We start from the raw sequence: 25,391 nt of genomic DNA, 5'->3' as shown, positions 1-25,391 counted from the left end.
CATCGCACCGCGTTTTGTTCGCGATGACGGTCGAGGGCCGGTCTCGTGATCCCGATCAAGACGTTCGTCGCCGCCCGGGCGCGTCATCGACTGGAACAGGATTGGAGTCCGAAATGTCCGCCATGAAGCTCGAACACGACATGTGGGTCCTCGTCGCCGATGGCGAGAAGGCACTGTTCCTGCGCAACGAAGGCGACGCGCAATATCCGAACCTGCAGGTGATGCGCGAGGAGCACCACGAGAACCCGCCGACCCGGGAGCAGGGCACCGACCGCCCAGGCCGCCTCAACGACGCCTCCGGCGAGCACCGCAGCGCGGTGGCCGACACCGACTGGCACCGGATCGAGAAGGACCGCTTCGCCGACGAGATCGCCGAACGGCTCTACAAGATGGCGCACAAGGGTACGTTCAAGAAGATCGTCCTGGTGGCACAGCCCCAGGTGCTCGGCGAGATGCGCAAGAAGCTGCACAAGGAGGTCGCCGACAAGGTGACCGGCGAGGTGGCGAAGACGCTGACCAACCACACGGTGCCGGAAATCGAGAAGGTGCTGGCGGGGGGATAGCAGCGTCCCTTTCGGTCAACCCGTCTCTTCGGTGAGGTAGCTGAACCACTTGTTGCGCAGAGCAGCCTCCAGGTCGATCTTCTGCTGCTGGGCAAAAAGAAGCAGATGCGCAAGGAGATCGGCGGCCTCGCTTTCGAGATTTCGCCGCAACTCTTCAGGCGTATATCCTCTCGTGCGGCCACGGCCCGCGAGTTGAAGAAACGCGGCGTTCAGCTCGCCAAGTTCCTCGGTCAGTTTGCCGAGATGCCAAAGCTCGTCCCTCTCGATCTGGAACCTGGCCGCATAGATGTCGGAGACCGCTTTTACCCGCTCACCGATCTCGGCGAGGGTGAGAGAGCGCCTGCCGTGAAGCACGGAATCGCTAGCCAGCACCTTGCTGGCGGCGAGGACCTCGATGCCGAGCACGCGGCCCTGCTCGTCCATGTCGTAGGCGAAGGGACCAGCCTCGGCTGTCTCGGCAACCTTGCCGACGGCGACGCGGATAGAGGCCGCGTCCGCGTCGGGATCGTAGGTCATGTCGATCATCGAACTTGCGCGCACCAACAAATCCTCAGCGGAACTCTTTCACCACCTCGATAGGCCCGACGATCGCGGCATTGAACGCTTCGAGCTCTTCGGCAGGGATCCAGTTTTCTCGTAGCGCGCGGCCGCCTGCTTCCTGAGCCTGGTATTTCGCCAGGAAGTCGCTGCGCACCTCGAAGCGGGTGACGAAACCCGCACCGCTTTGCGGCAAGTTCCAGTCGCGCGCGATCCGGATTGCATAGTCTTCGGACAGCACCGGATAGAATATTGGCTGATCCGGCAGGCGCGGCGGGAAGGAACGCATACCACTCTCGCGGACGAGCGCCAGTTCTGCCGCACCAAACGGTCGCCACAACGTGATCGTGTCAGTTTTCATGCAGCGAATTTTTCCGGCGGCGCGTCACCTTTGGGCCGCCCTGCGTACTTGATGCTCATGCACGTCCTCCTTTCCTGACGCGTGGCAGGTTTTCCCTGCACTCCATATAGCACATATGGCGACGCCAATACTGTTGGTCCATTGTGGCTTGGAAGAACCCCCACCCCTCACCCCTCCCCACAAGGGGGAGGGGGGGCGATCCGCGTCGCGCCAGGTTCTGCCGGACGCGGCGACGCACGTCGCAGGTGTCCCCCTCCCCCTTGTGGGGAGGGGTAGGGGTGGGGGTACCTGCATCAAACGCGCGAATGCGACGTAACGAAGCCGGACTGCCCCCTACCCCAAAAACCCCCGCAGCATCGCGATCTCGCCTTCGCTCGCCAGCGTCGGCGCATGGCCGCAGCCGGGCATCGTCACCAGCTTCGGCTTCGGGCCGCGCCGGGTCATCGCCTCGGCGGTCGAGCCGGACAGGACATCGGAAGCCTCGCCGCGCAGCAGCAGCGTCTTCGCCGTGACGGCGTCGTACTTGTCCCAGACGTCGAGGTCGCCCTTGTGCAGGGTGAACTGCGTGACGATCAGCGGGTCGTAGTGCACCGTCACCTTGCCGGCGTCGGTGCGGCGCGCCGAGGTGTCGGCCATGCGGCGCCAGAAGGCGTCGGTGTTGTCGCCGAAGGGGGCGTAGTTCGTCCGCAGCCAGGCCTCCAGCTCGGCCACCGTGTCGCAGACCGGCGGGTTGCCGACATAGGACGCGATGCGGCCGGTGCCGGCTTCGGGGATGTCGGGGCCGATGTCGTTGATGACGAGATGGGTGATGCGGTCCTTCAGCGCGCCGGCCGCCAGCGTCACGCCGAGCAGGCCGCCCATCGAGGTGCCGACCCAGCGCAGCTCGCCGATGCCGTAGTGGTCGAGGATCGCCAGCGCCGTCTCGCCGAAACTCGCATAGGAATAGTCCGCGCCGCCGGGTGCCGACCAGCTCGACAGGCCGCGCCCCAGCGTGTCCGGACAGATCACGAAATAGCTGTCGGCGAGTGCTGCCGCCGCCTCGTCGAAGTCGCGCCCGGTGCGCGCCAGCCCGTGCCACATCACCAGCGCCGGCCCGCCCCGCTCGCCCCATTCGGTGACGTGGAGCTCATGGCGACCAGCGCGCACATAGGTGGAGCGTGGGATCATCGGGCGCTTCCCTTGTTCATGAGCGTGCCCGCGATACCGGCGGGGAAGAAGTAGACGAGCAGTATGAAGAGCACGCCGAGCCAGAGCAGCCAGCGGTCGGGGTTCAGGAGGTCAGGCAGCAGCGGGATGCCGGCGGTGGCCTCGGCCGCCACCTCCATCAGGTCCTTCAGGTAGAACTGCGCCAGGCTCATCACCACGACGCCGATGACGGCGCCGACGATGGTGCCCATGCCGCCGATCACGACCATCAGCAGGATGTCGATCATGATGTGGAAGGACAGCGCCACCTCCGGCCCGGTGTATTTCAGCCAGACCGCGCGCACCACGCCGATCGTGGCCGCGATCACCGCCGCGATGCAGAAGATCGCCGTGCGGTAGGCGACGACCTTGTAGCCGATCGCCTCCGCCCGCATCTCGTTCTCGCGGATCGCCTCCAGCACCGTGCCCATCGGCGAGGCGACGATGCGCAGCATCAGGAGGAACAGCACGAGGCTCGACAGGAACACGAAATAGTAGGCTGCCACCTTGCCGTTCAGAGCCACGTCGAACAGCCGCAGCACCTTGCCGTCGGCATCCTCGAACAGCTTGAAGGCCGGCGAGAAGAGCCGCGGCGCCTGGTAGGTGAAGCCGTCCTCGCCGCCGGTGATGTCCGAAAGCTGGCTGGCCAGCACCAGCATCACGGACGCCGCCGCCAGCGTCACCATGGCGAAGAAGATCGCCTTCACCCGCAGCGAGAGCAGCCCGATCAGCACCGCCAGCACGAGTGCCGCCACCACGCCCGCCCCGCCGCCGAGCAGGATCGCGTCCCAGCCCGGCCCCCAGGCCTTGAGCGCGATCGCCGCGCCATAGGCGCCGAGGCCGAAGAACATGGTGTGCGCGAAGGAGACGATGCCGGTGTAGCCGATCAGGAGGTCGTAGCTCGCCACCAGCACGATGAAGATGCAGATCCGCGCCGCCACCTCGGCTGCCCGCACGTCGGTGAAGAGGAACGGTGCAAAGGCAAGGCAGAGCCCGATCGCCAGCACGATGGCATAGACGGCGAGGCGTCCGGCGGGGACCCGGCGGGTGGGGGTTGCGGAAATCGAGGCAGCGGTCATCGGCGGAGATTCCTGGCACGCCGGCAGGTTGGTTTGCGAAGAATGCCCCCCGCGGCGCCGTCATCCTCGGGCTTGTCCAGAGGATCTGCCGAGCCTCGATCCGTCCTGGCCTGCTCTCTCCACACGGCGTCATCGATGGCCTGCCTCGATTGCGGGTGGAGGCAGATCCTCGGGACAAGCCCGAGGATGACGGCGGAACGGGGAGTGTGACACGTGATACCCATCCCCATCACCCCTTCACCGCCGGCTTCAGCCCGTAGGGCCGCCACAGCAGCACCGCCATCATCAAGAGCATGTTCGACGCAAGCGCGAGCTTGGGGAACAGGAAGGCGACGTAGTTGGTCATCAGGCCGACGAGGATCGCACCCAGCAGCGAGCCCTGGATCGAGCCCAGCCCGCCGATGATGACGACGATGAAGACGATGATCATCAGCTCCTGGCCGAGTGCCGGCGTGATCAGGCTCTGGTAGCCGGCCCACATCGCGCCGCCCATGGCCGCCAGCGCGGAGCCCGCCATGAAGACGCCGATGAACAGCCGGTCGATGCGGAAGCCGAGCGATTCCACCATCTCGCGATTCTCCACGCCGGCCCGGATCAGGAGCCCGATGCGGGTGCGGTTCAACGCGAGATACATGCCGACATAGACGACGAGGCCGAGCAGCAGCGCGAAGATACGGTAAGCCTCGATGGCCACGTCGCCGATGATGATCGAGCCGGTCAGGAAGGCCGGCCGCGCAACGGCGATCGGCGTGCCGCCCCAGATGGCGAGCAAGAGCTGCTCGGCCACGATCAGCGCGCCCATGGTGATCAGGATCTGGCGCAGATGGTCCTTGTAGACCGGCTTGACGATCACCCGCTCGAAGCCCCAGCCGGCCAGCGCCCCGAAGGCGGTCGCAGCCGCGATGGCGGCCATCAGTGCGGCGATGTTGAGGAGCACGCTGTCGGCCGCAAGCCAGGCGCCGAGCGCCGCCAGCACCGATGCGGCGATGAAGGCGCCGAAGGAGACGAAGGCGGAATGGCCGAAGTTCAGCACGTCCATCAGGCCGAAGATCAGCGACAGGCCCGACGCCATCAGGAAGATCATCATCCCCATGGCCAGCCCGGCGGCGGTCAGCGTCACCCAGGTCGAGGTCGAGCCGATGGCGGCGAAGGCGAGGATCGCGAGGATCACCGGCAGCGCATAGACGCCGCCGACGCGGTCGAGCAGGGCGTTCATGGGCGGGCTCCCAAGTCGCTTGCGATCGCTGCAGATGTCAGCGTTCCATGGCGCCCCCCTCTGCCTGCCGGCATCTCCCCCACGCGTGGGGAGATCGGCCGTCGCGGCCGCTTTCGCCAATCGCCGACGGTTAAGGTGGTGCTCCCGCGCCGAAGCTGCCGATCTCCCCCCTCGTGGGGGAGATGCCCGGCAGGGCAGAGGGGGGCGCCATAGAGCTCGACGTCCAAAATAGCCATCATCCCGCCCTCCCCTACTGATGTTCCGCCAGCGACAGGCTCAAGAGCCGTGTCTGCAGCGCCTCGTCACTCGCCAGCGCCGCCATGTCGCCATGATGCACGATGCGGCCGTCGTCGATCACCGCCACGCCGCGGCCGAGCGAGCGGGCGAAGAGGAAGTTCTGCTCGACCAGCAGGATCGTCGTCTCGGTCGCGATCTCGCGGAAGGCGCCGATCATGGCGCGGATGATGGCGGGCGCCAGGCCCTTGGTCGGCTCGTCGATCAGGATCAGCTCGCGGCGTTCCACGATGGCGCGCGCGATCGCGAGCATCTGCTTCTGGCCGCCGGAGAGCCCGCTCGCCTGGCTGGTCCAGAACTTCTCGATCGCCGGAAACAGCGCAAAGATGCGCCCCAGCCGCTCGTCGTCGAAGCGACCGGTGGTGGAGGCGAGCCGCATGTTCTCCTCCACGGTCAGGCCGCCGAAGATGCCCATGTTCTCGGGCACGTAGGCGATGCCCAGCCGGGCGATGTCGGGGGTGGGCATGGCCGTGATGTCGTGGTGGCGGAAGACGATCGCACCCTTGCGCGCCCGCCACAGGCCCATCACGGTCCTCAGCGTCGTCGTCTTGCCCGCCCCGTTGCGGCCGAGCAGCACGTGCACGCCGCCCTCGGGCACGTTCAGCGAGATGCCGTGCAGGATGTGGTACTGGCCGATGTCGGTGTGGACGTCGTCGAGCCTCAGGATCGCGCCGCTCATGCGTCCTCCTCCGCGCTGACGCCGAGATAGATCTCGCGCACGGTGGGCAGGGCCATCACCGCGTCCGGCTTGCCGTCGGCGACCAGCTCGCCATTGTGCAGCACCACGATGCGGTCGGCGAGCGCGCGCACCACGTCCATCTTGTGCTCGACCAGCAGGATCGTCTTCGTCGTATCGGCCTTGATGCCGGCGATCAGGTCGAGGATCACCGGCGCCTCGTCGACCGACATGCCGGCGGTCGGTTCGTCGAACATGAAGATGTCGGGCTGCATGGCGATCAGCATGGCGACCTCGAGCTTGCGCTGGTCGCCATGCGGCAGCGCCGAGGCCGGATAGCCGGCGACGTCGCCGAGCCGCGCGCTCTCCAGCGTCGCCATCGCTTCGTCGCGAATGTCGGTGAGTGCTGCGGCGCGCGACAGCGCCCGGGACCCCGCGCCGCGCCGCGCCTGGACGACGAGGCGCACGTTCTCCAGCACCGAGAGCTTGGGAAACAAATTGGTCAGCTGGAAGGCGCGGCCGATGCCGGCCTTGGCGCGCGCCGAGGGCGAGGCCCCGGTGATGTCCTTCTCGCCCTTGAACACCTTCCCCTCGCTCGGCCTCAGCTGGCCCGACACGAGGTTGAACCACGTCGTCTTCCCCGCCCCGTTCGGCCCGACGATCACCGTCAGCTCGCCCGGCCGGAAGGCGCACGTCACCCGGTCCACGGCCACATGGCCGCCGAAGCGGATGGTCAGGTTCTCGGTGCGGAGGGAGGGGGTCTGCATCGGTCCGTGGGCAAGGGAAATGGGGAATCGTGAATGGGGAGTAGGGAGTAGGGAGTAGGGAGTAGGGAGTAGGGAGTAGGGAGTAGGGAGTAGACGACGAAAGTCAGGAGCGGGAAGCGAGCGGATTCCGCGGTAGCTGGCGCGAACACTGAAGAGCGCTCGCGCCCGACGGAGGCCACGGGACGGGAGGGCGCAAACCTACTCCCTACTCCCTACTCCCTACTCCCTACTCCCTACTCCCGTCAGCTCACTGCTGGTTGTTCCGCCCGACCGGAATGTCCATCTCCTCCGGCTTGATCTCGCGGACGAGTTCCGGGACGGCCCACTCCACGCCATCCTTCACGGCGATCTTGAAGTGGTACATGGACTGCAGCGCCTGGTGGTCCTCGGGACGGAAGGTCATGGTGCCCTTCGGCGTCTCCCAGGACATGCCTTCCATGGTCGAGATCAGCGTCTCGGTCTCCCAGTCGTCCGCCGTTTCCAGCGCCTTGACGATGGCCAGAGCCGCCGCCATGCCGCCGGCGGTGAAGAAGTCAGGCGGCGAGCCGAACTTCTCCTGGTGCTTTTCGACCAGCCAGTCGTTGATCTCGTTCTTCGGCGCCTCGTAGTAGTAGTAGATCGCGCCTTCCATGCCCGGCACCTTCTTGTAGGACGCCATCGCCGGCAGGATGTTGCCGCCGGTGGAAAGCTCGATGCCGTAGCGGGCCGGGTCGGCGGCCGACAGCGGCGTCATGGCGTCGATGCCGGCGACGTACATGACGATGACCTTGCGGCCCTCCTTGTCCTTCAGCGCGCCGAACAGGCGTTCGATCGTCGCGGTGAAGTCGGTCGTCTGCTGCGGCACGTATTCCTCGGCGACGAGGTTGGCGCCGGTGCCTTCGAGCGCCTTCTTGAAGGCGGCGATGCCGTCGCGGCCGAAGGCATAGTCCTGCGCCAGCGTGGCGACGTGCAGGTTCTCGTTCGGCTGCAACGCCAGAGCCTGGGCCTGCATGTCCATCGACGAGTTGCGCGAGGTCTTGAAGACGTAGCGGTTGGAATCCGGCCCGGTGAGCGAGTCCGCCACCGCCGGTTCGACCAGCAGGATCTTCTCGTACTCCGCCGCGATCGGCAGCATGGCCGTGGTCACGCCGGAGGACGTGCCGCCGACGGCGATGAGCACGTCGTCGTCGCCATAGGCCTCGGCCAGCACGGAGCGGGCGATGTCGGGCTTGAACTGGGTGTCCTTCTCGATCACCTCGATCTTGCGACCCTTGATCTCCATCGTGCCCTTGGTGGCGTATTCGAGCCCGAGATTGAAGCCGTTGGTCGTCTGCTTCGAATAGGCCTCCAGCGGCGAGCCCGACAGGCCGTGCACCAGCGCGATCTTGACCGGGTCCTCCTGCGTGAAGCCCGTCGAGAGGCCGCCTGCCGCGAGAACCGCGGCGATGGCGACCGTTGAGATCAGTCTCTTCATGTCGTCTCCTCCTTCTTGAGCGTGTCGTTCATTGGGCGGTCCAGCCGCCGTCCACCGGGATTGCCGTCCCGGTGATGTTGTGGGCCGGCCTCTGGCAGAGCCAGACGGCGAGCGCGCCGATCTCCGACGGATCCGAGGTCCGCAGGCTCGGCTGCTTCTCCGACAGGAGGCTGGCGATGCCGGCGTCGCGGTCGCCGCCATGGGCGGCGGCGCGGGCATCGACCTGCGGGCCGATGATCGCGGTCTCGGTCCAGCCGGGGCAGATGCAGTTGACGGTGACGCCGCCGGTCTCGCGCGAGCCGCAGGCGGCATATTCGAGCGCGGCGACCTTGCTCAGCCCGACGAGGCCGAACTTCGAGGCGACGTAGGGCGACTTGTCCTTCGAGGCGACGAGGCCATGCACGGAGGCGATGTTGACGACGCGGCCGAAACCGCGCTCGCCCATGCCGGGCATGGCGAGCCGCATGGTGTGGAAGGCGGCCGACAGGTTGACTGCCAGGATGTCGTTCCAGATCGCCGCCGTCGCTTCGGACAGCGGCGCGGTGCGCTGGATGCCCGCATTGTTGACGAGCACGTCGACCGGTCCCCACGAAGCCGCGCGCGCCATCATCGTCTCGATCGCGTCGACGTCGCGCAGGTCGGCGTCGAGGAAGACCGTCTCGGGTGCGCCGGCCACCCGCAGCTGCGCCTCGACAGCGGCAGCCTGTTCGGGAGCGGCCAGGCCGTGGACCGCCACGCGGGCACCCTCGGCGGCCATCGCGGTCGCGATCGCCAGTCCGATGCCCTGCACGGAGCCCGTGACGAGGGCCGTGCGTCCGGCCAGGGCACTGCCGCTCATCGGCCGGCCTCCTGCGCGGAGGCGACGGCGGCGCAACGGACGGTGCGCCCGTTCCGAACGGACACCATGGTGCCACCGGGACGCGAGCCCGCGACGATGGCCAAACCCTCGGCCAGGTTCATGAAAGCAGTCCTCCCGCACGCATGGATTATTTTCGCGGATTCTTGTGTTGCGATCCTGCGCGCCTTGGTACTATCCGTCCCGGGCACTTTCTCATCAATATCGTACAAATACGCATGGATGACCGGGAGACGACGCTAGAGGCACTGGCCTTCGAACACGCCCCGGTGGGGATCGTGCTGACGGAGAACAGGATCATCAGGGCCTGCAACCTGACGTTCGCGCAGATCTTCCGCTACGACAGGGCGGAGCTGATCGACCAGTCCTTCGCCTTCCTCTATCCGACCTACGAGGAATTCGAGCGGATCCGCGACGTCGGCGTCGAGCCCCTGCGACGCGCCAACGAGTATTCCGACGAACGAATCATGGCCCGCAAGGACGGAGCTTTGTTCTGGTGCCGCGTGCGCGGCCACTCCTTCACGCGCGACAATCCGCTGGCGCAGGCGGTGTGGTCCTTCGCCGACCTGTCGGCCTATCGCCCGGTGATGCAGCTCACGACGCGGGAACGCCAGATCGTGATGCATCTCGGCGAGGGCCGCACGAGCAAGGAGATCGCCCGCCTGCTCGACCTGTCGCCGCGCACTGTGGAGGCGCACCGCGCCCGCCTTCTCAAGAAGTACTGCGCCAGCAATGTCGCCGAACTGCTCGCCTCGCTGTCGGGCATGCCCGGCTGAAGGGCGGCAGAAAGCGTCCGGTCCGCCGCGTGCGGCCGATGCGGCCGGTCTGTGGCTTCAGCCCAGTTTTCCTGTCAGTTCGAAGCGCAGCCCGTCCCGGTCGTAATGGGTATGGCCCTCTCCCGAGAAATAGGCAGCCACGATGCGGTTGGTCAGGCGCGAGCCGAAGCCGGTGCGGGCCGGCCGCTCGACCGGCGGACCGCCGCTTTCCTGCCAGGTGAAGCTGAAGCCGCGCCGTTCATGCGTGTCCCAGGACACGCTCACCCGGCCGCCGTCGACCGACAAGGCGCCATACTTCATTGCGTTGGTCGCCAGTTCGTAGGCGGCGAGCGAGAGACCGACCGCCTGCTGCGGGCTGACCTTCACCGTCGGCCCCGTGAGGCTGATCCGGCTCTCGTGGTCGAGATGCGCTCGCAGCGCCGAGCGCAGCACGGCGTCGACCTCGGCGTTGTCGGCGTTCTCGTTGAACAGGTTCTGCGCCTCGGCCAGCGCCGCGATGCGCAGGCCGACCGTGTCGCGCGCCTCATCGAGAGAGCGCGCCTGCCGCAAGGTCGCCGAGATGACGCTCGACGTGACCGCCAGCGAATTCTTGACCCGGTGCATGAGTTCCCGCCGCAGGATCTGCTGGGTACGCTGGGCCAGTACGGTCTGCGTCGTCTCCACGGCCACGTTGATCAGGCCACCGACATTGCCCTCGTCATCGAACAGCGGGCTGTAGGAGAAGGTGAAGTACGTCTCCTCCTCGAAGCCGTTCCGGTTCATCATGAGGCGCAGGTTCTCGGCATGGGTGCCCTCGCCGGCCATCGCCTTGTCGACGAAGGGCTTCACGTCGCTCCAGACGTCGGACCATATCTCCCTGAACGGCTTGCCCAGCGCATTCCTCTCTTTGTCTCCGAGCATCGGCGCGTAGGCGTCGTTGTAGAGCATGTTCAGGTCGGCGCCCCAGAAGAGGCAGATCGCCTGGCGCTGGTGGAGCATCATCTGGACGACGGAGCGCAGCGAGAGCGGCCAGGCCTCGGCCGGCCCCATCGACGTGGTGCTCCAGTCGAACGCGTCGATCGCCCTGGCCATGCGGCCTCTGAAATCGGGATTGTCGTCCAAGAAATCGTCTCTCTTCGCCGTGTTGGTTCGATTGTCCCGCAACCGTCGTATTCCGGTCCCCCCTCGGCCTTTGCAACCGCAAGATTACCTGATCCTTCGCCAAGCACCAGTCCCGGCCGTTCGGTCTTCAGACATGCTGGCCGCCATTGATGTGAATCTCGGAGCCGGAGACGTAGGACGCCTGCGGCGAGCAGAGGAAATAGATGATGTCGGCGACCTCCGCCGTCTCGCCCAGCCGGCGCAGCGGAATGGTCTCGACGATCTTGTCGGTGCCGGGCGACAGGATCGCGGTGTCGATTTCGCCGGGCGCGATGGCGTTGACGCGGATGCCGTGCGGGCCGAAATCGGCAGCCATCTCTCTGGTCAGCGAGCCGAGTGCTGCCTTGGACGTGGCGTAGGCGGTGCCCGCGAAGGGGTGCACCCTGGTTCCGGCGATGGAGGTGACGTTGACGATCGAACCGCCCGCGGCGGCAAGCTCCTTGAACAGGCCGCGCGCCAGCATGATGGGAGCGAAGAAGTTGACCTGGAACACGTCGCGCCAGACGTGCATCGGCGTGTCGATCGAGTTCATGCGCCCACCTTCGGGCATCTTCGGCGAGATGCCGGCATTGTTGACCAGCGCCTCCAGCCTGCCGCCCAGCGCCTGCAGACGGTGGCGGATCTCCGAGACGGCCTGGCCGACGTCCTCCGGATCGGTGAGGTCGACGCGGATGTGGTCCTCCGCGCCCTGCGGCCAGGGGCAATCCTCCGAGAAGGCCTGCCTGGAACAGGTGATGACCCGCCAGCCCTCGCGCGAAAAGCGCTTCACGGTCGCGTGGCCGATGCCGCGGCTCGCGCCGGTGAGCACGATGGTCTTGCGGGTCTCTGTGTTCGACATGTGGGAATCTCCAGCGGCCTATGTAGGCGCGCGCGAGCGCCCTGACGAGGGTCGGCGACCGGTCACGAACCGGATTGCGGGCTAGCGTCCGAGAATGATGTCCATGATGGAGCCGCGCGGCCCCGAATCCTCGCCGACGCCTGCGCTCGGCCGCCGGATCGAGGCCGTGGTCTCGTCGCGCCGCGGCGCCGGCGCACTTGAGATCGCGGGCGCATCGTCCTCGGGCGAGCCGACCGGCAGGGCCGGACGGCGCACGGGCTCGTCGGCCGGCAGATAGCGGCGCCAGCCGGCGCCGGGCAGCGCCACCACCGGCACGCCCTCGTGCGCGGCTGTCATGAAGTCCTTCCAGGCGATCGCCGGCAGGGACCCGCCGGTGACGCCCTTCATCGGCGTCGCGTCGTCGTTGCCGAACCAGACACCCGTGGTGAGGTTGGCGGTGTAGCCGACGAACCAGGCGTCGCGCGCGTTCTGGCTGGTGCCGGTCTTGCCGGCCGCGGGCCAGCCGAAATCGGCCTTGCGGGCGGTGCCGGTGCGAATCGTCTCGGCCATCATCGCGTTCATCATCGCCACGAACTGCGGATTGATGACGCGCGGGATGCCACCCTGCGGATGCTCGTAGAGCACCTTGCCGGAGGCCGCGCTCTTCACCCGCTGAACGAAATGGGTCTGGGGCCGGTAGCCGCCATTGGCGAAGGGCACGTAGGCGGCGGTCAGTTCGAGCGGCGTCACCTCTGAAGTACCGAGCGCGATCGAGGTGTTGGCAACGAGGGACGATTCGATGCCCAGCCGATGCGCCACCTCCACCACCGCCTTGGGGCCGGCCTCCATGGCCAGCTGCGCGGCGACCGAGTTCAGCGACTTCGACAGCGCCGCCGTCAGCGTCACTTCGCCGTAGTACTTGCCGTTGTAGTTCTCTGGCGTCCACTTGCCGATCTTCACCGGCGCGTCGTTGCGGATGCTCTCGGGCGTGCGTCCCTGCTCCAGCGCGGCGAGGAAGACGAAGGGCTTGAAGGCCGAGCCTGGCTGGCGGCGCGCTTCGGAAGCGCGGTCGAACTGGCTGTTGGCATAGTCGGCGCCGCCGACCATGGCGCGCACGGCGCCGGAATTGTCGATCGAGACCAGCGCGCCCTGCGTCACCGCGAATTTTTCGCGGTTTTCGGCGATCAGCTTGCGGATCGAGGTCTCGGCCAGCTTCTGCAGCGTCAGGTCGATCGTCGTCTCCACGACGACGTCGGTGCGGACGTCGCCGATCAGGCCCGGCAGTTCCTCCATGACCCGGTCGGCGACATAGTGCTCCGACCCGGTCCAGTAGGCGGCGGCGCGGGTGGCGGGTGCGCTGATGGCGGCCGTCATCTCGCTGCCGCCGATCATGCCCTGCTCGGCCATGGCCGACAGAACCAGCTGTGCCCGCGCCTCGGCAGCCTTGGGATCGCGCGCCGGCGACAGCCGCGACGGCGCCTTCAGCAGGCCTGCCAGCAACGCCGCTTCCGACAGGGTCACGTCGCGCGCGGACTTGCCGAAATAGCGACGCGACGCGGCCTCGACGCCATAGGCGCCCGAGCCGAAATAGACTCGGTTGAGATACATTTCGAGGATCTGCGCCTTGGTGTGCTTCTGCTCCAGCCACAGTGACAGCAGCACCTCCTGCACCTTGCGCTCGACGGTACGGTCGGCATTCAGGAACAGGTTCTTGGCGAGCTGCTGGGTCAGCGTCGAGCCGCCCTGTACCAGCCGCCCCTCGACGAGATTGGCGGCCATGGCGCGGGCGAGCCCGATCGGGTCGACGCCGAAATGCGAATAGAAGCGGCGGTCCTCGATGGCGATGACGGCCTGCGGGATGTGCGGCGACATCTCGTGCAGGCCGATCGCCTCGCCGCCGGTCATGCCGCGGTTGGCAAGCAGCTGGCCGTCGGCCGCGACGATGCGCACGTTGGGCGGGCGGTCCGGCACCGACCAGGTGGTGGCCGACGGCATGCGCGCGCCATACCAGGCCACCATCGCGGCGCCGGCGATGCCGATCCAGATCGAGGCGACCAGTGCCCAGTAGACGCCGCCGCGCAGCAAGCCCAGGACTGAGAAGCCGCCGCGCGAGCCCTTGCCGCGCCCGCGGGACCGGCTCGCCCTGGCGGAGGCGCCGCGGGCGCCCTTGCCTTGCGCAGACGCCTTGCTGCCGCCCGACGCCGCCCGACGCGCCGGCTTCACGACGCGGTCGTCCTCGCTCGCGGTCAGTTCGACCGCGCCGCGCGGGCCCCGCGTTTCCTCGAAGCGTGGCTCGATCCGGACGTTCCTGCTGCGCTTGGCCATCGGTACTGCCTGTCGTCGTGGGCCTCGACCGGCCGTCCCCTGAACCTTAAAGACGGCGTTTTAAGGGGAGATTAAGCGGGATCGCCCGGCCGGCCGGTGGCAGTGCGCGAAGGCTGCCGGATCACGCTTGCGTGAGCATGGCGCGGGTTAAGCCTTTGGTTGCGTCGCCCCGGTAGGGTTGCGCCCGAGGCCGGTGGAACCGGCGAAGGGACGCGACGGGATGACGGATACCGAACGGGCCGAGAGCCGGGTGGACTGGGTGGATGCCGCCAAGGGGCTGTGCATCATCCTGGTGGTGATGGTTCACGCCACGATCGGCGTCGAGATCGCCATGGGCGAGCGCGGCTTCATGCATGCGGTCGTCGCCTTCGCGCGGCCGTTCCGCATGCCCGACTTCTTCCTGATCTCGGGCCTGTTCCTGGCGCTGACCATCGACCGGCCCTGGCGCCGCTATCTCGACCGCAAGGTGGTCCACTTCCTCTATTTCTACCTTCTCTGGCTGACCATCCAGTTCGCCTTCAAGGCGCCCGAGATGGCGGCCGAGGCCGGCAGCTGGTCAGCGCCGCTTTCGGGCTGGCTGCAGGCACTGTGGCAACCCTTCGGCACGCTGTGGTTCATCTACGTGCTGCCGGTGTTCTTCCTGTTCACGCGGCTGGTGCGCGGGCTGCCGGTCTGGTTCGTGGTCGCCTGGGCGGCGCTCCTCGAGGCGCTGCCGGTGCACACGGGCTCGGTCGTCTTCGACGAGTTCGCGCAGCGCTACGTCTTCTTCTTCGTCGGCTATGCCTTCGCGCCGCACGTCTTTGCCTTCGCCGCGGCGGTGGCGCGTTGGCGGGGCGCAGCACTCGCCGGGCTCGCGGCCTTCGGCGTCGTCAACGGCCTCCTCGTCTTCACGCCCGCGCCGGAGGCGCTCGGCTTCCTGATCCAGGGCGAGATCGGCGACACCGGCGCGACCGGCGGCCTGTCGGAACTGCCGGGCGTGTCGCTGGTGCTCGGCCTTGCCGGTGCGCTCGCCATCGTCACGGTGGCCGCGCTCCTGTCTTCGGCACCGTGGGCGGCCTGGCTGCGCTGGCTGGGCGCGCATTCGATCGTCGTCTACCTCGCCTTCTTCCTGCCGATGGCGGTGACGCGCATCGCACTGGTCTCGACCGGGGTGATCCCCAACGTCGGGCTGATGGCGCTCGTGACCACGGTGGCGGGTATCGCCGGCCCCACGGTGCTTTATGCGCTGGTGGCGTGGAGCGGACGCGGGCGGTTCCTGTTCGAACGACCGGCCTGGGCCTCGATCGACCGCGGCAGCGCAGCCCACCCTGCGCGCCAGGCGGCCTGAACGGACCGCCTCAGGGCTCGATCTCGATCGTCTCGCCCTTGCCGGGGCCAAGCGCACAGATCAGGCAGCAGTCTTTGCATTCCAGATCGCGGTCGGGTCCGACACCCCACACCGTGCCGTCGTCGCCATTGCGCCAGGCGCCGTAGCAGATGCGCGCGCCACCGGTGCAGTCGATCGCCACCGACTTGCTCTCGCCCTTTTCCAGCAGGTAGATCCGGTCGTCGCCCGGCCAGACCTGCCCCGACGCCTTGTCGGTAAACTCGATCACCACGCCATAGGGCGCCCGGTTCATGACGAAGAACGTCATCTCGTCGGCCCGCGCCGGGGCAATGGCGGCGAGGAAGGCGAGCACGAGGAGGAGTCCGCGAATCATTGACGCGATTCTCCTCCCGTGCGGGGTGGGGATCAAGAGGCGGTTTCGGCGCGCGGGAAGCGTTCGTCGCCTCGAAGTGCAGCGAAACCAACGACCCCAGAACGAGCGGCTTTATATTCGTGGGTTTTATCTTTCCTGTAATTTTACTAAATCTCGATTAAATTTCTTCCCGTATATACTTTCATTGTCGTCGAGATTTATTTGCCGACACGCCTTCTTGTACCAATCAGGCCTGTTACTTCTTTCAATTCTCTTGTTATCTAGTTCTTTTGCTATCTTCTCGGTAAAAATGACCCATCCGGGAAAACTCTTTGCGATCTTTCGCTCAGAGGCACCGCACATAATCCATACCTGCGCACATAAGAATAGATGACTTAAGTGAACAGATCGTGTCGCCCAATACAGATTAAAATGACCCTCATCCTTTCTTTCCAGCATATCTCTCTTTTTCTTAAGTTCTTCATCCTCAAGTCCGTGAAATAAATCGATCACAACCATGCGATATTCATTATCGAATATCAACTTATTGTGGTCCATAGTTTTCGCATACAAATGCGAAATCTGGTTTGTAATTAATGCCTTTCTTGCTATCGTAAATGCAAAAATAGCAACTACAAAATTAGCCATGAATACAAATGCTGATACGACTGGAGCAAAGAATAACAAGCAAAATATATCGTTCATATTTTCGGAGCAGGCAAGGTTCATTATTTAATCCCCCGAATTGCTGTGTCAGCATTTCATTCCTACGAAGGATTGTCAAATAATTAAACACTTGGTTACGTGCTTAGATAAAATTAGCCACGGCCAAAACAATGGGCAGTTTTTTCTTGGACGCTGGGCAATCGCGCGTCGCACCAACCTGCGAGATTGATGGCCAGCAGCGCCATCTTCGAATTGGCTGACCGGCGACTATTTCGCGCATAGCGGTCGCCGCAAGTGCCACCTGCCCATCCGTTCCAATAAGATCGCGTCCCTTCGCCACCGGTCTCAACCAGGGTCGACGGCCCCTGCCCCGCGCCCAGGCCACCACCCCCGCCGCCGCCGCGACCGCCCTCGCGCTGGCCCGTGCGTCCGCCGCCAGTCGAAGGCCGCGCCGGCCCCTGCGCCGGGATGGTGATGCCCGCCGGGATCGGCGCGAGGTCCAGCACCGCGCGGATATGGTCACGCAGCGAGACGACGATCGGGCCGACGTCGATCGGCCGGCCGGCGGCCATGTCGCGCATCGCGGTTGCCGCCAGCGCCACCTGCTCTTCCGTTCCAAACAGCACGATGTCCGACAGCACCGCCTCCACCGGGTCGCGAATGCGCCTGGCCCGCTCCGCGCCGGGCCGTTCGTCCGCAGCCCGTTCCTCGCCTTCCACATCCGCGGCCGGGCGCTTCAGGTCGCGCCGGTGCGCGGGGCTGACGGTCAGCGTGCCGGTGAACGATCCGCCCAGCGCCTTGTAGGCGGCGATCAGAACCTTCAGGCGCTCGTTGATCTGCCGGTTCTGCCACTCGCGCCGCTGCTGGATGGTCATCATCATGATGAGCCGCAGCCCCATGCCCACCATAGTGACGAGAAGGACGACGGCGAGCGAAAACAGCACCGCCTGCCAGGAACTGAAATCGAACCCGCGCATGTCATCCTGCTCCGCTTGAGGCGCAAGCGTAGCAGTCGCGATGGAGCGAGAGGAAGGCGGCGTTCGTCCGGGTCGCGGCCTATCGTGTCGGCCCCGGACCGTTCACCCCTTGTCGCTGTCGAGCCAGATCGTCACCGGCCCGTCATTGACCAGCGACACCGCCATATCGGCGCCGAAGACACCGGTCGCGACAGGCACGCCGTGCGCCGCGAGGGCTGACGCGAAATGCTCATAGAGCCGCCGTCCGTCGTCGGGCGCGGCGGCGGACGAGAAGCCGGGCCGGTTGCCCCTGGTCTCGGCCGCCAGCGTGAACTGGCTGACCACCAGCGCCGCACCGCCGACATCGACCACCGAGCGGTTCATCCGCCCCGCCTCGTCCCTGAAGATGCGCAGGTTGGCGACTTTCCGCGCCAGCCAGGCCGACTGCGCTTCGCTGTCGCCCTGCATGGCGCAGACCAGCACGACCAGGCCAGAGCCGATGGCCGCGACGGTGCTGCCATCGATCGAGACGGAGGCTTCGGTGGTGCGTTGGATCAGGGCGCGCATGGGGGACGTCCATAGTCAGCAATCGGCAGCGAAGGAAGTGTTTTGGCCTCACAATAAATCCAGCGCTTTCGTGATGTTCCGGCGGATATGTTGCGATCACTAGTTCGGCCCTGCCTTCGGCGGTTCCCGCCGAGGCGGCGGCGTCAATCCTACCGCTTATCAGGAGGATCTCTGTGCGATGGATGCGACAGTGAGGTCGCGTCTAGGGATCTGCGCTATGATTGTCGGAACAGAAGACCGATATCAGAAACCGATAACGGCCCTTTCGCCACTTCCCGCGGCAGTTGACTACTTGGATATTTGTAGGCAGTTTTAAACTAGGCGAGGAGGCCGAACAAAATCAATGCCGAACACACTCGAAACCATATCTGTAAGTAATTTCAATGAATTTCTTGAACAGATAGAGTGCTTTCAGGGCGAAAGAGATGCGTCCTGGTATCGCGGTTGTGTAGATATTACATACAAACTGATACCGTCTCTTTTTCGTCACGCTCAAAAACGGACGATTGAGGACCTCTCTATTCTAGAAAGTCAAATTGCTATTCGATTTGTCCAGCGCTCTCAACCATTTCTTAATAGGACCCTTCAAAACGACTGGGATAAGCTTTTTTTAATGCAGCACTATGGGGTACCAACGCGACTTTTGGACTGGAGTGAGAATCCTTTTGTTGCCGCATATTTTGCCCTAAGTGGAAGTGGACAGAAGCTCAAGGACGCTGCCCTGTGGATGTGCGACCCGATTGCGTGGAATAGGTCCGCTCTGCAACACATATCTTTTTCCGGCGGAGTGCTCGATGAAAGCAGTGATCAACTTAGGACATATGCACTCGGCACCCCTATTGCTCAAATGCCAAAGCAACCCATCATGGTATACGGAACTTATAATAGTCCTAGAATAGTCGCGCAACGTGGAGGATTTGCTTTATTTGGACATAGTGTTGATGAAATGGAAAAAGTATACAAGTTGGACTCTTTTTCAAAAGGAAGCTTGAGAAGGATTATAATACCAAAGGATAAAATTATCGAGATTCGCGAGTCTCTCTTTCGAAAGGGATTCACTGAATCAGTTGTGTTCCCGGATCTAGACGGATTATCAAAGGAAATGAAGCGGGTGTTCGGTTTCTGATGCGACATACACGGATAAGAATAACCTTGCACCCATCAAAGCCACTGGTCTGGTGGAATCGCATACGGGATCAGATAGATATGCAACCGCCTTATCAGCGGCAAGGTAGACTTTGGTCTTCTTCTGACAAGGCATATCTGATTGATACTATAATTAATGGTTATGATGTACCTAAACTCTATCTTGCTGATTTTCAGTCAGGAGAAAATGACCTTAATAGGAAGAGACTTCCATTTGCTATAATTGACGGAAAGCAACGGCTGGAAGCGATTTTCGACTTTTTTGATAACAAACTCGTTTTGAACCCCGATTTTATTTGGAAGGAGAATCCATCACTGTCGTTAGGCGGTCTCTCATTGCGGGACTTACGGGCATCGTACCCTCAGGTTGCAGAAGCCTTTGAAACGGAGTCGCTCGACATTATGAGCGTAGTCACGTCCGATGAGGACGAGATCAACGAATTATTCATTCGATTGAACAGAAGTAAGCCTTTGACTGGTGCCGAAGTCCGGAACGCAATGACTGGTCCGGTACCGGAGGTGACAAGAGCCGTATGCAAGCACGAGTTTTTTACGCAGATTATCCGCTTCAACGTTGCGAGAGCCGCGGATTACAATGCAGCAAGTAAGCTGCTCATTTTTGAGTATCAGCAAAAGATCGTTAGCACTAAGAAGTCGGATTTAGATCGGTTTGCTCAGGATCCGAAGATCGATCGAGATCGAGTAGAGCTTGCAGGACGACGCACCGCTGATAATTTAGACCGGATGGTAGAAGTTTTTCTGCCAAAAGATGAACTTCTTTCCTCGGCAGGGATCGTTCCAGTTTACTACTGGTTTATCCGCTCTTTACCCAATCACAGCTTAAATTACGCTCGTGAATTTTTGATCAGTTTCGAATATTCAAGAAAAATACAACGAGATGTACGCGCCAGAGGCGATGAGAGTGATACGACTCTGCGGTATGGGCGATACGACGCGCTTAATCGCAGCACAAATGACGTCGGCAGTCATATTGGACGCTTCGACATACTTAGAGATGCCCAGAGGGAATGGGCTCAAAATCGGGGATATACGGATCCAAACGAAATATAGGTTTTTGTTCGAGCACTCCGCACGGCCTGATTGCCGCAGAAGCCATCCCCTCACCGTCATGCTCCGCATGCCGCCTCTCCCCCGCGACGGAGCGGAGTGGAAGAATGCCCCGGCGAAAAATACTTATCCACGCCCCATCCCCCCTCTCCCATACTGCGTCCGTTCGAACCGGAGGGCGCAGCGATGGACTGGGATGCAAGAGCGAGGGAGGACGTGCTGGAGGGCATCCTGGCGCTGCTCGTCTCGTTCGCCGGTCTCGCCGACCGCGCCGCCGGCATGCCGCTGTCGCTGGCGCTGCCCGGGCTGGCGTTCCTGGCACATGGCGAGGCCGTGGCGCGATCCTACGTCGCCGGGCTGCCGACCGGCGCGCCGGCCCTCGTCATGGCATCGGACGCGGCCGACCGGGCCGAGCGGCTGGCCGCGGATTTCCGCGCGCTGGCGCGGATGCTGCGCGCGCTTCTGGCGCGGGCACGGCGGCGGGCTCTTTGCGCCGGCAAGGCTGGTTTGTCGACGGCGCCGCGCGAACCCGGCCGCTCGCCGGGGCGCCTCGTGCCGGCGCTGCCCGCGCCCGACACCTCATGAAGATCGCCCCGCGTGACGACCGCCAGTCATGGCGCGCACGCGTCGTGACGGCGAAGAGACAGACTCCGTCGAGCGGCCGCCGCGCCGCCCTGCCTCCCCGCCTGCGCAGCGGCCGGAGGGCGCAGGCGCGCGCACGTCGTCAGGCAGCCTCGTCGAGAGCGTCGGAGGGCAGCTGGGCGCGGGCGTCGAGAAGCTCGATGCCAACGATGCGGCCCTCCGCGTCGTAGTCGAAGACGACGTCGGGCGAGACCTCCTCGCTCTCCAGCACGTTCGCACCGGACAGCCGGATGTAGGCGGCGTTGTCCTCGGGTCGATACTTGATGCTCGGCGTCATGACGGAGGTCGTGCCCTGCGGTCGAAAACACGGTCAGTATACGGATTTCGAGCAGGGTTTCAAAGCAGGCCACCCGCAGCACCCGATCGCCGAACTCCGGGATGGCCAGAAAGCGGCGCTCCACGCCCGCGCGGCGCGGGTCCGGATGTCGCCACTCGGGCGCGCGCACCGCGCGTTCGATCCAGCCGAGCTCGATCTCGCGTTCCTCCACCGCGTCCCGCGCATGCTGCGTCAGAACGAGCGGCTTAGGAACTGTTCATCGCGCCTCAGCTCTCGCCCATCTTCAGCGCCTCAATGAAGGCGGCCTGCGGGATTTCGACCTTGCCGAACTGGCGCATCCGCTTCTTGCCCTCCTTCTGCTTGTCGAGCAGCTTGCGCTTGCGCGACACGTCGCCGCCATAGCACTTGGCGGTGACGTCCTTGCGCAGCGCCGAGATGGTCTCGCGGGCAATCACCTTGCCGCCGATGGCGGCCTGGATCGGGATCTTGAACATGTGCTTGGGGATCAGCTCCTTGAGCTTCTCGCACATGACGCGGCCGCGCTTTTCGGCCGCCGAGCGGTGGACCAGCATCGACAGCGCGTCGACCGGCTCGTCGTTGACCAGCATCGACATCTTGACGAGGTCGCCCTCCTTGTAGTCGGTCAGCTGGTAGTCGAAGGAGGCGTAGCCCTTGGAGATCGACTTCAGCCGGTCGTAGAAGTCGAACACCACCTCGTTGAGCGGCAGCTCGTAGGTGGCCATGGCGCGCTTGCCGACATAGGAGAGGTCGACCTGCACGCCGCGCCGCTCCTGGCACAGCTTGAGGATCGCGCCGAGATAGTCGTCGGGGGTGAGGATGGTGGCGCGGATCCACGGCTCCTCGATCTCGGCGATCTTGACCACGTCGGGCATGTCGGCGGGGTTGTGCAGTTCCTTCGTCGTGCCGTCGGTCATTGCCAGGTGGTAGACGACGGAGGGCGCGGTGGCGATCAGGTCGAGGTCGAACTCGCGCTCCAGCCGCTCCTGGATGATCTCCAGGTGCAGGAGGCCGAGGAAGCCGCAGCGGAAGCCGAAGCCCAGCGCGGCCGAGGTCTCCATCTCGAAGGAGAAGCTGGCGTCATTGAGGCGCAGCTTGCCCATGGCGGCGCGCAGGTCCTCGAAGTCGGCGGCGTCGACCGGGAACAGGCCGCAGAACACCACCGGCTGCGCCGGCTTGAAGCCCGGCAGCATCTGCGTGGTGGGGCGCTTGTCCTCGGTGATGGTGTCGCCGACGCGGGTGTCGGCCACTTCCTTGATCGAGCCGGTGAGGAAGCCGATCTCGCCGGGGCCGAGCGCGTCGACCGTCACCATCTTGGGCGTGATCACGCCGACGCGGTCGACCGAGTATTTCGCGTCGGTGCCCATCATGCGGATGTTCTGGCCGCGCTTCAGTTCGCCGTCGATAACGCGCACGAGCACGATGACTCCGAGATAGGCATTGTACCACGAGTCGACCAGCATGGCTTTCAGCGGCGCGTCGCGGTCGCCTTCCTTCGGCGGCGGCAGTCGCGTGACGATCGCCTCCAGCACCTGGTCGACGCCCAGGCCCGTCTTGGCCGAGATCAGCACGGCGTCGGAGGCGTCGAGGCCGATCACCTCCTCCACCTGCTCGCGGATGCGGTCGGGCTCGGCGGCCGGCAGGTCGACCTTGTTCAGCACCACCACGATCTCGTGGTCGGCGTCGAGCGCCTGGTAGACGTTGGCGAGCGTCTGCGCCTCGACGCCCTGCGAGGCATCGACGACGAGCAGCGAACCTTCGCAGGCGCGGAGCGACCGCGACACCTCGTAGGCGAAGTCGACGTGGCCGGGCGTGTCGATCAGGTTCAGCACGTAGTCGACGCCGTCCTTGCCCTTGTATTCGAGCCGGACGGTGTTGGCCTTGATGGTGATGCCGCGCTCGCGCTCGATGTCCATCGAATCGAGCACCTGCTCCTTCATCTCGCGCTCCTCCAGGGAGCCGGTCATCTGGATCAGGCGATCGGCGAGCGTCGACTTGCCATGGTCGATATGGGCGACGATCGAGAAATTGCGGATGTTCTTCAAAGGGGTCATGGGCCGGCCGTATAGAGCATTCCGGAGCAAAACGCCAAACCGGATTTCAGCGCCGAAGATGCGGCGCGGGCCGCGGAATTCAAGCGGCGGCGGCCCTGGCCGCCGGGCGGACCGGCGTGTTGGCGCGCCTGCGACGGAAGACTTACTTCAGGTTGCATTCTCTCGATCAAGCATCAGCTTAGTTGACTCTGGGTTGCATTTGATCCATTCTACGTCTGGAGGTTGCGAAATGTCATCCGAATCCATCCAGACGGGAACGGCCCGCCGGGTGACGGTGGCGGTCCTGGACGGGCCGGTGGATCTCGACCATCCCTGCTTCACGGGCGCCGCGCTCGACCTGCCTCTGGGCCAGCCTGCACCCGACCCGGTCTCGCCCGCCACCCTGCACGGTACGCATGTCGCGAGCCTGCTGTTCGGCCAGCCGGGCAGCGCGGTGGAGGGTCTCGCAGCCGGCTGCCGCGGCCTGATCGTACCGATTTTCCACGATCGGGGCGGCCAACTTGCCGCCTCGCAGCTCGATCTCGCCCGCGCGATCCTCGTCGCGATGGAGAACGGTGCGGACTTCATCAACATCAGTGGCGGCCAGCTGTCGCCGTCCGGCTCGCCGGAGCCTTTCCTGGCAGACGCGATCGCCCGCTGCGCGGCGCGCAACGTGCTGATAGTGGCCGCAGCCGGAAACGACGGTTGCGACTGCCTGCATGTGCCCGCGGCGGCCTCGACCGTGCTCGCGGTAGGCGCAATGGACGAAACCGGCACGCCGCTCCCGTCGAGCAACTGGGGCGCGCGCTACGGCAGGCAAGGCCTGCTCGCTCCGGGCAAGGACATCGTCGGCGCGCTGGCCGGCGGCGGAACAGTGAGGCGCAGCGGCACCAGCTACGCGGCGCCCCACGTCACCGGCCAGGCCGCGCGGCTGGCGGCACTGCAGGTCCAGGCCGGCCAGGCGCCCGACCCACGCGCCATCGGCGAAGTCCTGCTGGCCAGCGCTGTCCCATGTCCCGACGAGGCACGGGCCGACTGCCCGCGCTTCCTCGCCGGCCGCATCGACGTCATCGCAGCAACCGCAAAGGTCCAAGGGGGACTCGTCATGTCGGACTACCTTCAACAGCCAAGCCCCGACGTCATTGCCCACGCAAGCCCGGTCGCCGGCTTTCCGCTCCCTGTGCGGGAGCCGGCCATCGTCGCCGCCGGTGTGCGCGCGTCCATCCATCCCTCCTCCGGGGAGGGGCCGGAGACCGGTGTCGGCTCGACCGCGGCTCCGCGGGAGAACGGTCCGGCCCGCCCTGCGTCAGCCGAAGGCATCGGACCTTCCGACTGCGGGTGCGGATGCGGCGGCAAAGGCAAGGCCGACGCTGGATGCGGATGCGGCGGCGGAACTCCGGCGAAGCCACATCTCGTCTATGCGCTCGGCCGGATCGGCTACGACTTCGGCACGGAGGCACGGCGGGACTCGATCGGCCAGGCCATGGGTGGAAATCCGATGTCCGTCGAACCCTGGCTCGGCTATCTCGACGGGTCGCCATATGAGGCGCCCTCGGCGATCTGGACGCTCAACCTCGATGCCACCCCGATCTATGCCGTCCAGCCGGCAGGCCCCTATGCCGAAAAGGGCTACGAGATGCTGCGCGAGGCGCTCGCGGCGCAGGAACGAGAAGGGGCCGACCTCGTCTCGGTGCCCGGCCTGATCGCAGGGACGCGCACGCTGGAATCCGGCCAGGTGGTGCCGCTGATCGTCCCGGCGCTGCGCGGGATCTACTGCTGGAAGCCTGCCGCCCTGGTGGAGAGCGTGCTCGGCGCCCGGCCGCAGGCGGCGGCAGAGCAGGAGACCTATGACCGGTTCTCCAGCGGGCTCGGAAACTTCCTCAGCCGCGTCTACTACGACCTGCGCAATCTCGGCGTCACCGGCGAGGAGCGCGCGCTGAACTATTCGGCCACCAACGCCGTGCAGATCGCGACCGTGATCGAGAGCACGACGCGGCAGGCGCTCGACCTCGACACCATCATGGTCAAGAAGAGCCCCGTCTGCCGCCCGGATTCCGACTGCTACGACGTCGAGATCGCGTTCTTCAATCCCGACAACACCAATGTCGCCAGCCGCATCTACCGCTTCACCGTCGACGTCAGCGACGTCGTGCCCGTCACCATCGGCACGGTGCGCAGCTGGACCCGGAGGGCGTGACGATGGCCGCCAGAACGAGGCGCAGAAAGACGAACGAGCGCCGCAGCCTGCTTCGGCTGCCGCCGCAGTCCGATCCGGTGCCGCGCCGGAGTTCCAC

The 25,391-nt window shown here is 65.0% G+C and carries 25 protein-coding genes and 1 pseudogene; 7 read left to right on the top strand and 19 right to left on the bottom strand.

Annotated features, from left to right (window positions below):
- Positions 1-113 precede the first annotated feature (113 nt).
- Complete coding sequence (locus N1F91_RS18320; protein ID WP_289994445.1) at positions 114-563, top strand: host attachment family protein; 450 nt, start codon at positions 114-116, stop codon at positions 561-563.
- 15 nt (positions 564-578) lie between these two features.
- Here the strand turns inward: N1F91_RS18320 and N1F91_RS18315 are convergent, their stop codons facing one another.
- The 9 genes from N1F91_RS18315 to N1F91_RS18275 all read right to left on the bottom strand — a co-directional run bounded on the left by N1F91_RS18315 (position 579) and on the right by N1F91_RS18275 (position 8,969).
- Entirely contained in the window at positions 579-1,088 is a 510-nt protein-coding gene (locus N1F91_RS18315) for a DUF2283 domain-containing protein (RefSeq protein WP_289994444.1), read from the bottom strand.
- A 25-nt stretch (positions 1,089-1,113) separates the two neighbouring features.
- Positions 1,114-1,461 carry an ADP-ribosylation/crystallin J1 gene (locus N1F91_RS18310; RefSeq protein ID WP_289994442.1) on the bottom strand — a complete coding sequence of 116 codons (348 nt, stop codon included), beginning with the start codon at positions 1,459-1,461 and terminating at the stop codon, positions 1,114-1,116.
- A gap of 333 nt (positions 1,462-1,794) precedes the next feature.
- A complete protein-coding gene (locus N1F91_RS18305; RefSeq protein WP_289994441.1) occupies positions 1,795-2,628 on the bottom strand; it encodes an alpha/beta hydrolase in 834 nt (277 codons plus the stop codon).
- Complete coding sequence (locus tag N1F91_RS18300) at positions 2,625-3,725, bottom strand: branched-chain amino acid ABC transporter permease (protein ID WP_289994440.1); 1,101 nt, start codon at positions 3,723-3,725, stop codon at positions 2,625-2,627. The genes N1F91_RS18305 and N1F91_RS18300 overlap by 4 nt, the downstream gene beginning before the upstream one ends.
- 229 nt (positions 3,726-3,954) lie before the next feature.
- Positions 3,955-4,941, bottom strand: coding sequence for a branched-chain amino acid ABC transporter permease (locus N1F91_RS18295; protein ID WP_289994439.1), 987 nt, complete (start codon positions 4,939-4,941; stop codon positions 3,955-3,957).
- A gap of 250 nt (positions 4,942-5,191) precedes the next feature.
- Positions 5,192-5,914 (bottom strand): ABC transporter ATP-binding protein, encoded by a 723-nt coding sequence (locus N1F91_RS18290; protein ID WP_289994438.1) that lies wholly within the window; start codon positions 5,912-5,914, stop codon positions 5,192-5,194.
- Entirely contained in the window at positions 5,911-6,678 is a 768-nt protein-coding gene (locus tag N1F91_RS18285; RefSeq protein WP_289994436.1) for an ABC transporter ATP-binding protein, read from the bottom strand. The genes N1F91_RS18290 and N1F91_RS18285 overlap by 4 nt, the downstream gene beginning before the upstream one ends.
- A 247-nt stretch (positions 6,679-6,925) precedes the next feature.
- The gene (locus N1F91_RS18280) at positions 6,926-8,131 is read right to left on the bottom strand and encodes a substrate-binding domain-containing protein (protein ID WP_289994435.1); all 1,206 of its coding nucleotides are present in this window, start codon (positions 8,129-8,131) and stop codon (positions 6,926-6,928) included.
- 28 nt (positions 8,132-8,159) lie between these two features.
- Positions 8,160-8,969, bottom strand: a complete 810-nt coding sequence (locus N1F91_RS18275; protein ID WP_289994433.1) for a 3-hydroxybutyrate dehydrogenase — start codon at positions 8,967-8,969, stop codon at positions 8,160-8,162.
- Between the two features lie 236 nt (positions 8,970-9,205).
- On the opposite strand from N1F91_RS18275, the gene N1F91_RS18270 reads away from it, so the two are divergent.
- Positions 9,206-9,763: a PAS and helix-turn-helix domain-containing protein gene (locus N1F91_RS18270; RefSeq protein ID WP_289994432.1), complete on the top strand. Its 558-nt coding sequence runs from the start codon at positions 9,206-9,208 to the stop codon at positions 9,761-9,763.
- A gap of 57 nt (positions 9,764-9,820) precedes the next feature.
- Here the strand turns inward: N1F91_RS18270 and N1F91_RS18265 are convergent, their stop codons facing one another.
- The 3 genes from N1F91_RS18265 to N1F91_RS18255 form a co-directional block, all read right to left on the bottom strand.
- The gene (locus N1F91_RS18265) at positions 9,821-10,864 is read right to left on the bottom strand and encodes a PAS domain-containing sensor histidine kinase (RefSeq protein WP_289994431.1); all 1,044 of its coding nucleotides are present in this window, start codon (positions 10,862-10,864) and stop codon (positions 9,821-9,823) included.
- 127 nt (positions 10,865-10,991) lie between these two features.
- Positions 10,992-11,741: an SDR family oxidoreductase gene (locus N1F91_RS18260; RefSeq protein WP_289994430.1), complete on the bottom strand. Its 750-nt coding sequence runs from the start codon at positions 11,739-11,741 to the stop codon at positions 10,992-10,994.
- Between the two features lie 81 nt (positions 11,742-11,822).
- Positions 11,823-14,045 carry a transglycosylase domain-containing protein gene (locus N1F91_RS18255; protein ID WP_289994429.1) on the bottom strand — a complete coding sequence of 741 codons (2,223 nt, stop codon included), beginning with the start codon at positions 14,043-14,045 and terminating at the stop codon, positions 11,823-11,825.
- 220 nt (positions 14,046-14,265) lie between these two features.
- Between N1F91_RS18255 and N1F91_RS18250 the strand changes: the two genes are divergently transcribed.
- The gene (locus N1F91_RS18250; RefSeq protein WP_289994428.1) at positions 14,266-15,372 is read left to right on the top strand and encodes an acyltransferase family protein; all 1,107 of its coding nucleotides are present in this window, start codon (positions 14,266-14,268) and stop codon (positions 15,370-15,372) included.
- A gap of 10 nt (positions 15,373-15,382) precedes the next feature.
- Here N1F91_RS18250 and N1F91_RS18245 read toward each other — a convergent pair whose 3' ends face one another.
- The 4 genes from N1F91_RS18245 to dtd form a co-directional block, all read right to left on the bottom strand.
- A complete protein-coding gene (locus N1F91_RS18245; protein ID WP_289994425.1) occupies positions 15,383-15,745 on the bottom strand; it encodes a hypothetical protein in 363 nt (120 codons plus the stop codon).
- 126 nt (positions 15,746-15,871) lie between these two features.
- Positions 15,872-16,453 carry a hypothetical protein gene (locus tag N1F91_RS18240; protein ID WP_289994424.1) on the bottom strand — a complete coding sequence of 194 codons (582 nt, stop codon included), beginning with the start codon at positions 16,451-16,453 and terminating at the stop codon, positions 15,872-15,874.
- A gap of 89 nt (positions 16,454-16,542) precedes the next feature.
- Positions 16,543-17,334 (bottom strand): hypothetical protein, encoded by a 792-nt coding sequence (locus N1F91_RS18235; protein WP_289994422.1) that lies wholly within the window; start codon positions 17,332-17,334, stop codon positions 16,543-16,545.
- 135 nt (positions 17,335-17,469) lie between these two features.
- Positions 17,470-17,913, bottom strand: a complete 444-nt coding sequence (gene dtd / locus N1F91_RS18230) for a D-aminoacyl-tRNA deacylase (RefSeq protein WP_289994420.1) — start codon at positions 17,911-17,913, stop codon at positions 17,470-17,472.
- Positions 17,914-18,256: 343 nt separating this feature from the next.
- On the opposite strand from dtd, the gene N1F91_RS18225 reads away from it, so the two are divergent.
- The 3 genes from N1F91_RS18225 (at position 18,257) to N1F91_RS18215 (ending at position 20,712) form a co-directional block, all read left to right on the top strand.
- The gene (locus N1F91_RS18225; RefSeq protein ID WP_289994419.1) at positions 18,257-19,039 is read left to right on the top strand and encodes an FRG domain-containing protein; all 783 of its coding nucleotides are present in this window, start codon (positions 18,257-18,259) and stop codon (positions 19,037-19,039) included.
- An 80-nt stretch (positions 19,040-19,119) separates the two neighbouring features.
- On the top strand, positions 19,120-20,130 hold the full coding sequence (locus N1F91_RS18220) for a DUF262 domain-containing protein (RefSeq protein WP_289994417.1): 1,011 nt from the start codon (positions 19,120-19,122) through the stop codon (positions 20,128-20,130).
- Positions 20,131-20,313: 183 nt separating this feature from the next.
- Positions 20,314-20,712 (top strand): hypothetical protein, encoded by a 399-nt coding sequence (locus N1F91_RS18215; protein WP_289994415.1) that lies wholly within the window; start codon positions 20,314-20,316, stop codon positions 20,710-20,712.
- Positions 20,713-20,851: 139 nt separating this feature from the next.
- On the opposite strand, the gene N1F91_RS18210 is transcribed toward N1F91_RS18215, so the two are convergent.
- From N1F91_RS18210 to lepA, 3 genes and pseudogenes are all read right to left on the bottom strand, one after another.
- Positions 20,852-21,046: a DUF2283 domain-containing protein gene (locus N1F91_RS18210; protein WP_289994411.1), complete on the bottom strand. Its 195-nt coding sequence runs from the start codon at positions 21,044-21,046 to the stop codon at positions 20,852-20,854.
- 37 nt (positions 21,047-21,083) lie between these two features.
- Positions 21,084-21,281: pseudogene (locus tag N1F91_RS31150) on the bottom strand (DUF4258 domain-containing protein); the annotation flags it as partial.
- 31 nt (positions 21,282-21,312) lie between these two features.
- Positions 21,313-23,118, bottom strand: coding sequence for a translation elongation factor 4 (lepA, locus tag N1F91_RS18205; RefSeq protein WP_289994410.1), 1,806 nt, complete (start codon positions 23,116-23,118; stop codon positions 21,313-21,315).
- 229 nt (positions 23,119-23,347) lie between these two features.
- On the opposite strand from lepA, the gene N1F91_RS18200 reads away from it, so the two are divergent.
- Entirely contained in the window at positions 23,348-25,294 is a 1,947-nt protein-coding gene (locus tag N1F91_RS18200; protein WP_289994408.1) for a PatA/PatG family cyanobactin maturation protease, read from the top strand.
- Positions 25,295-25,391 lie beyond the last annotated feature (97 nt).

Source organism: Aquibium sp. ELW1220 (assembly GCF_030398385.1).
GTDB lineage: Bacteria > Pseudomonadota > Alphaproteobacteria > Rhizobiales > Rhizobiaceae > Aquibium.
This window is presented reverse-complemented; position numbering and strand designations above follow the sequence as displayed.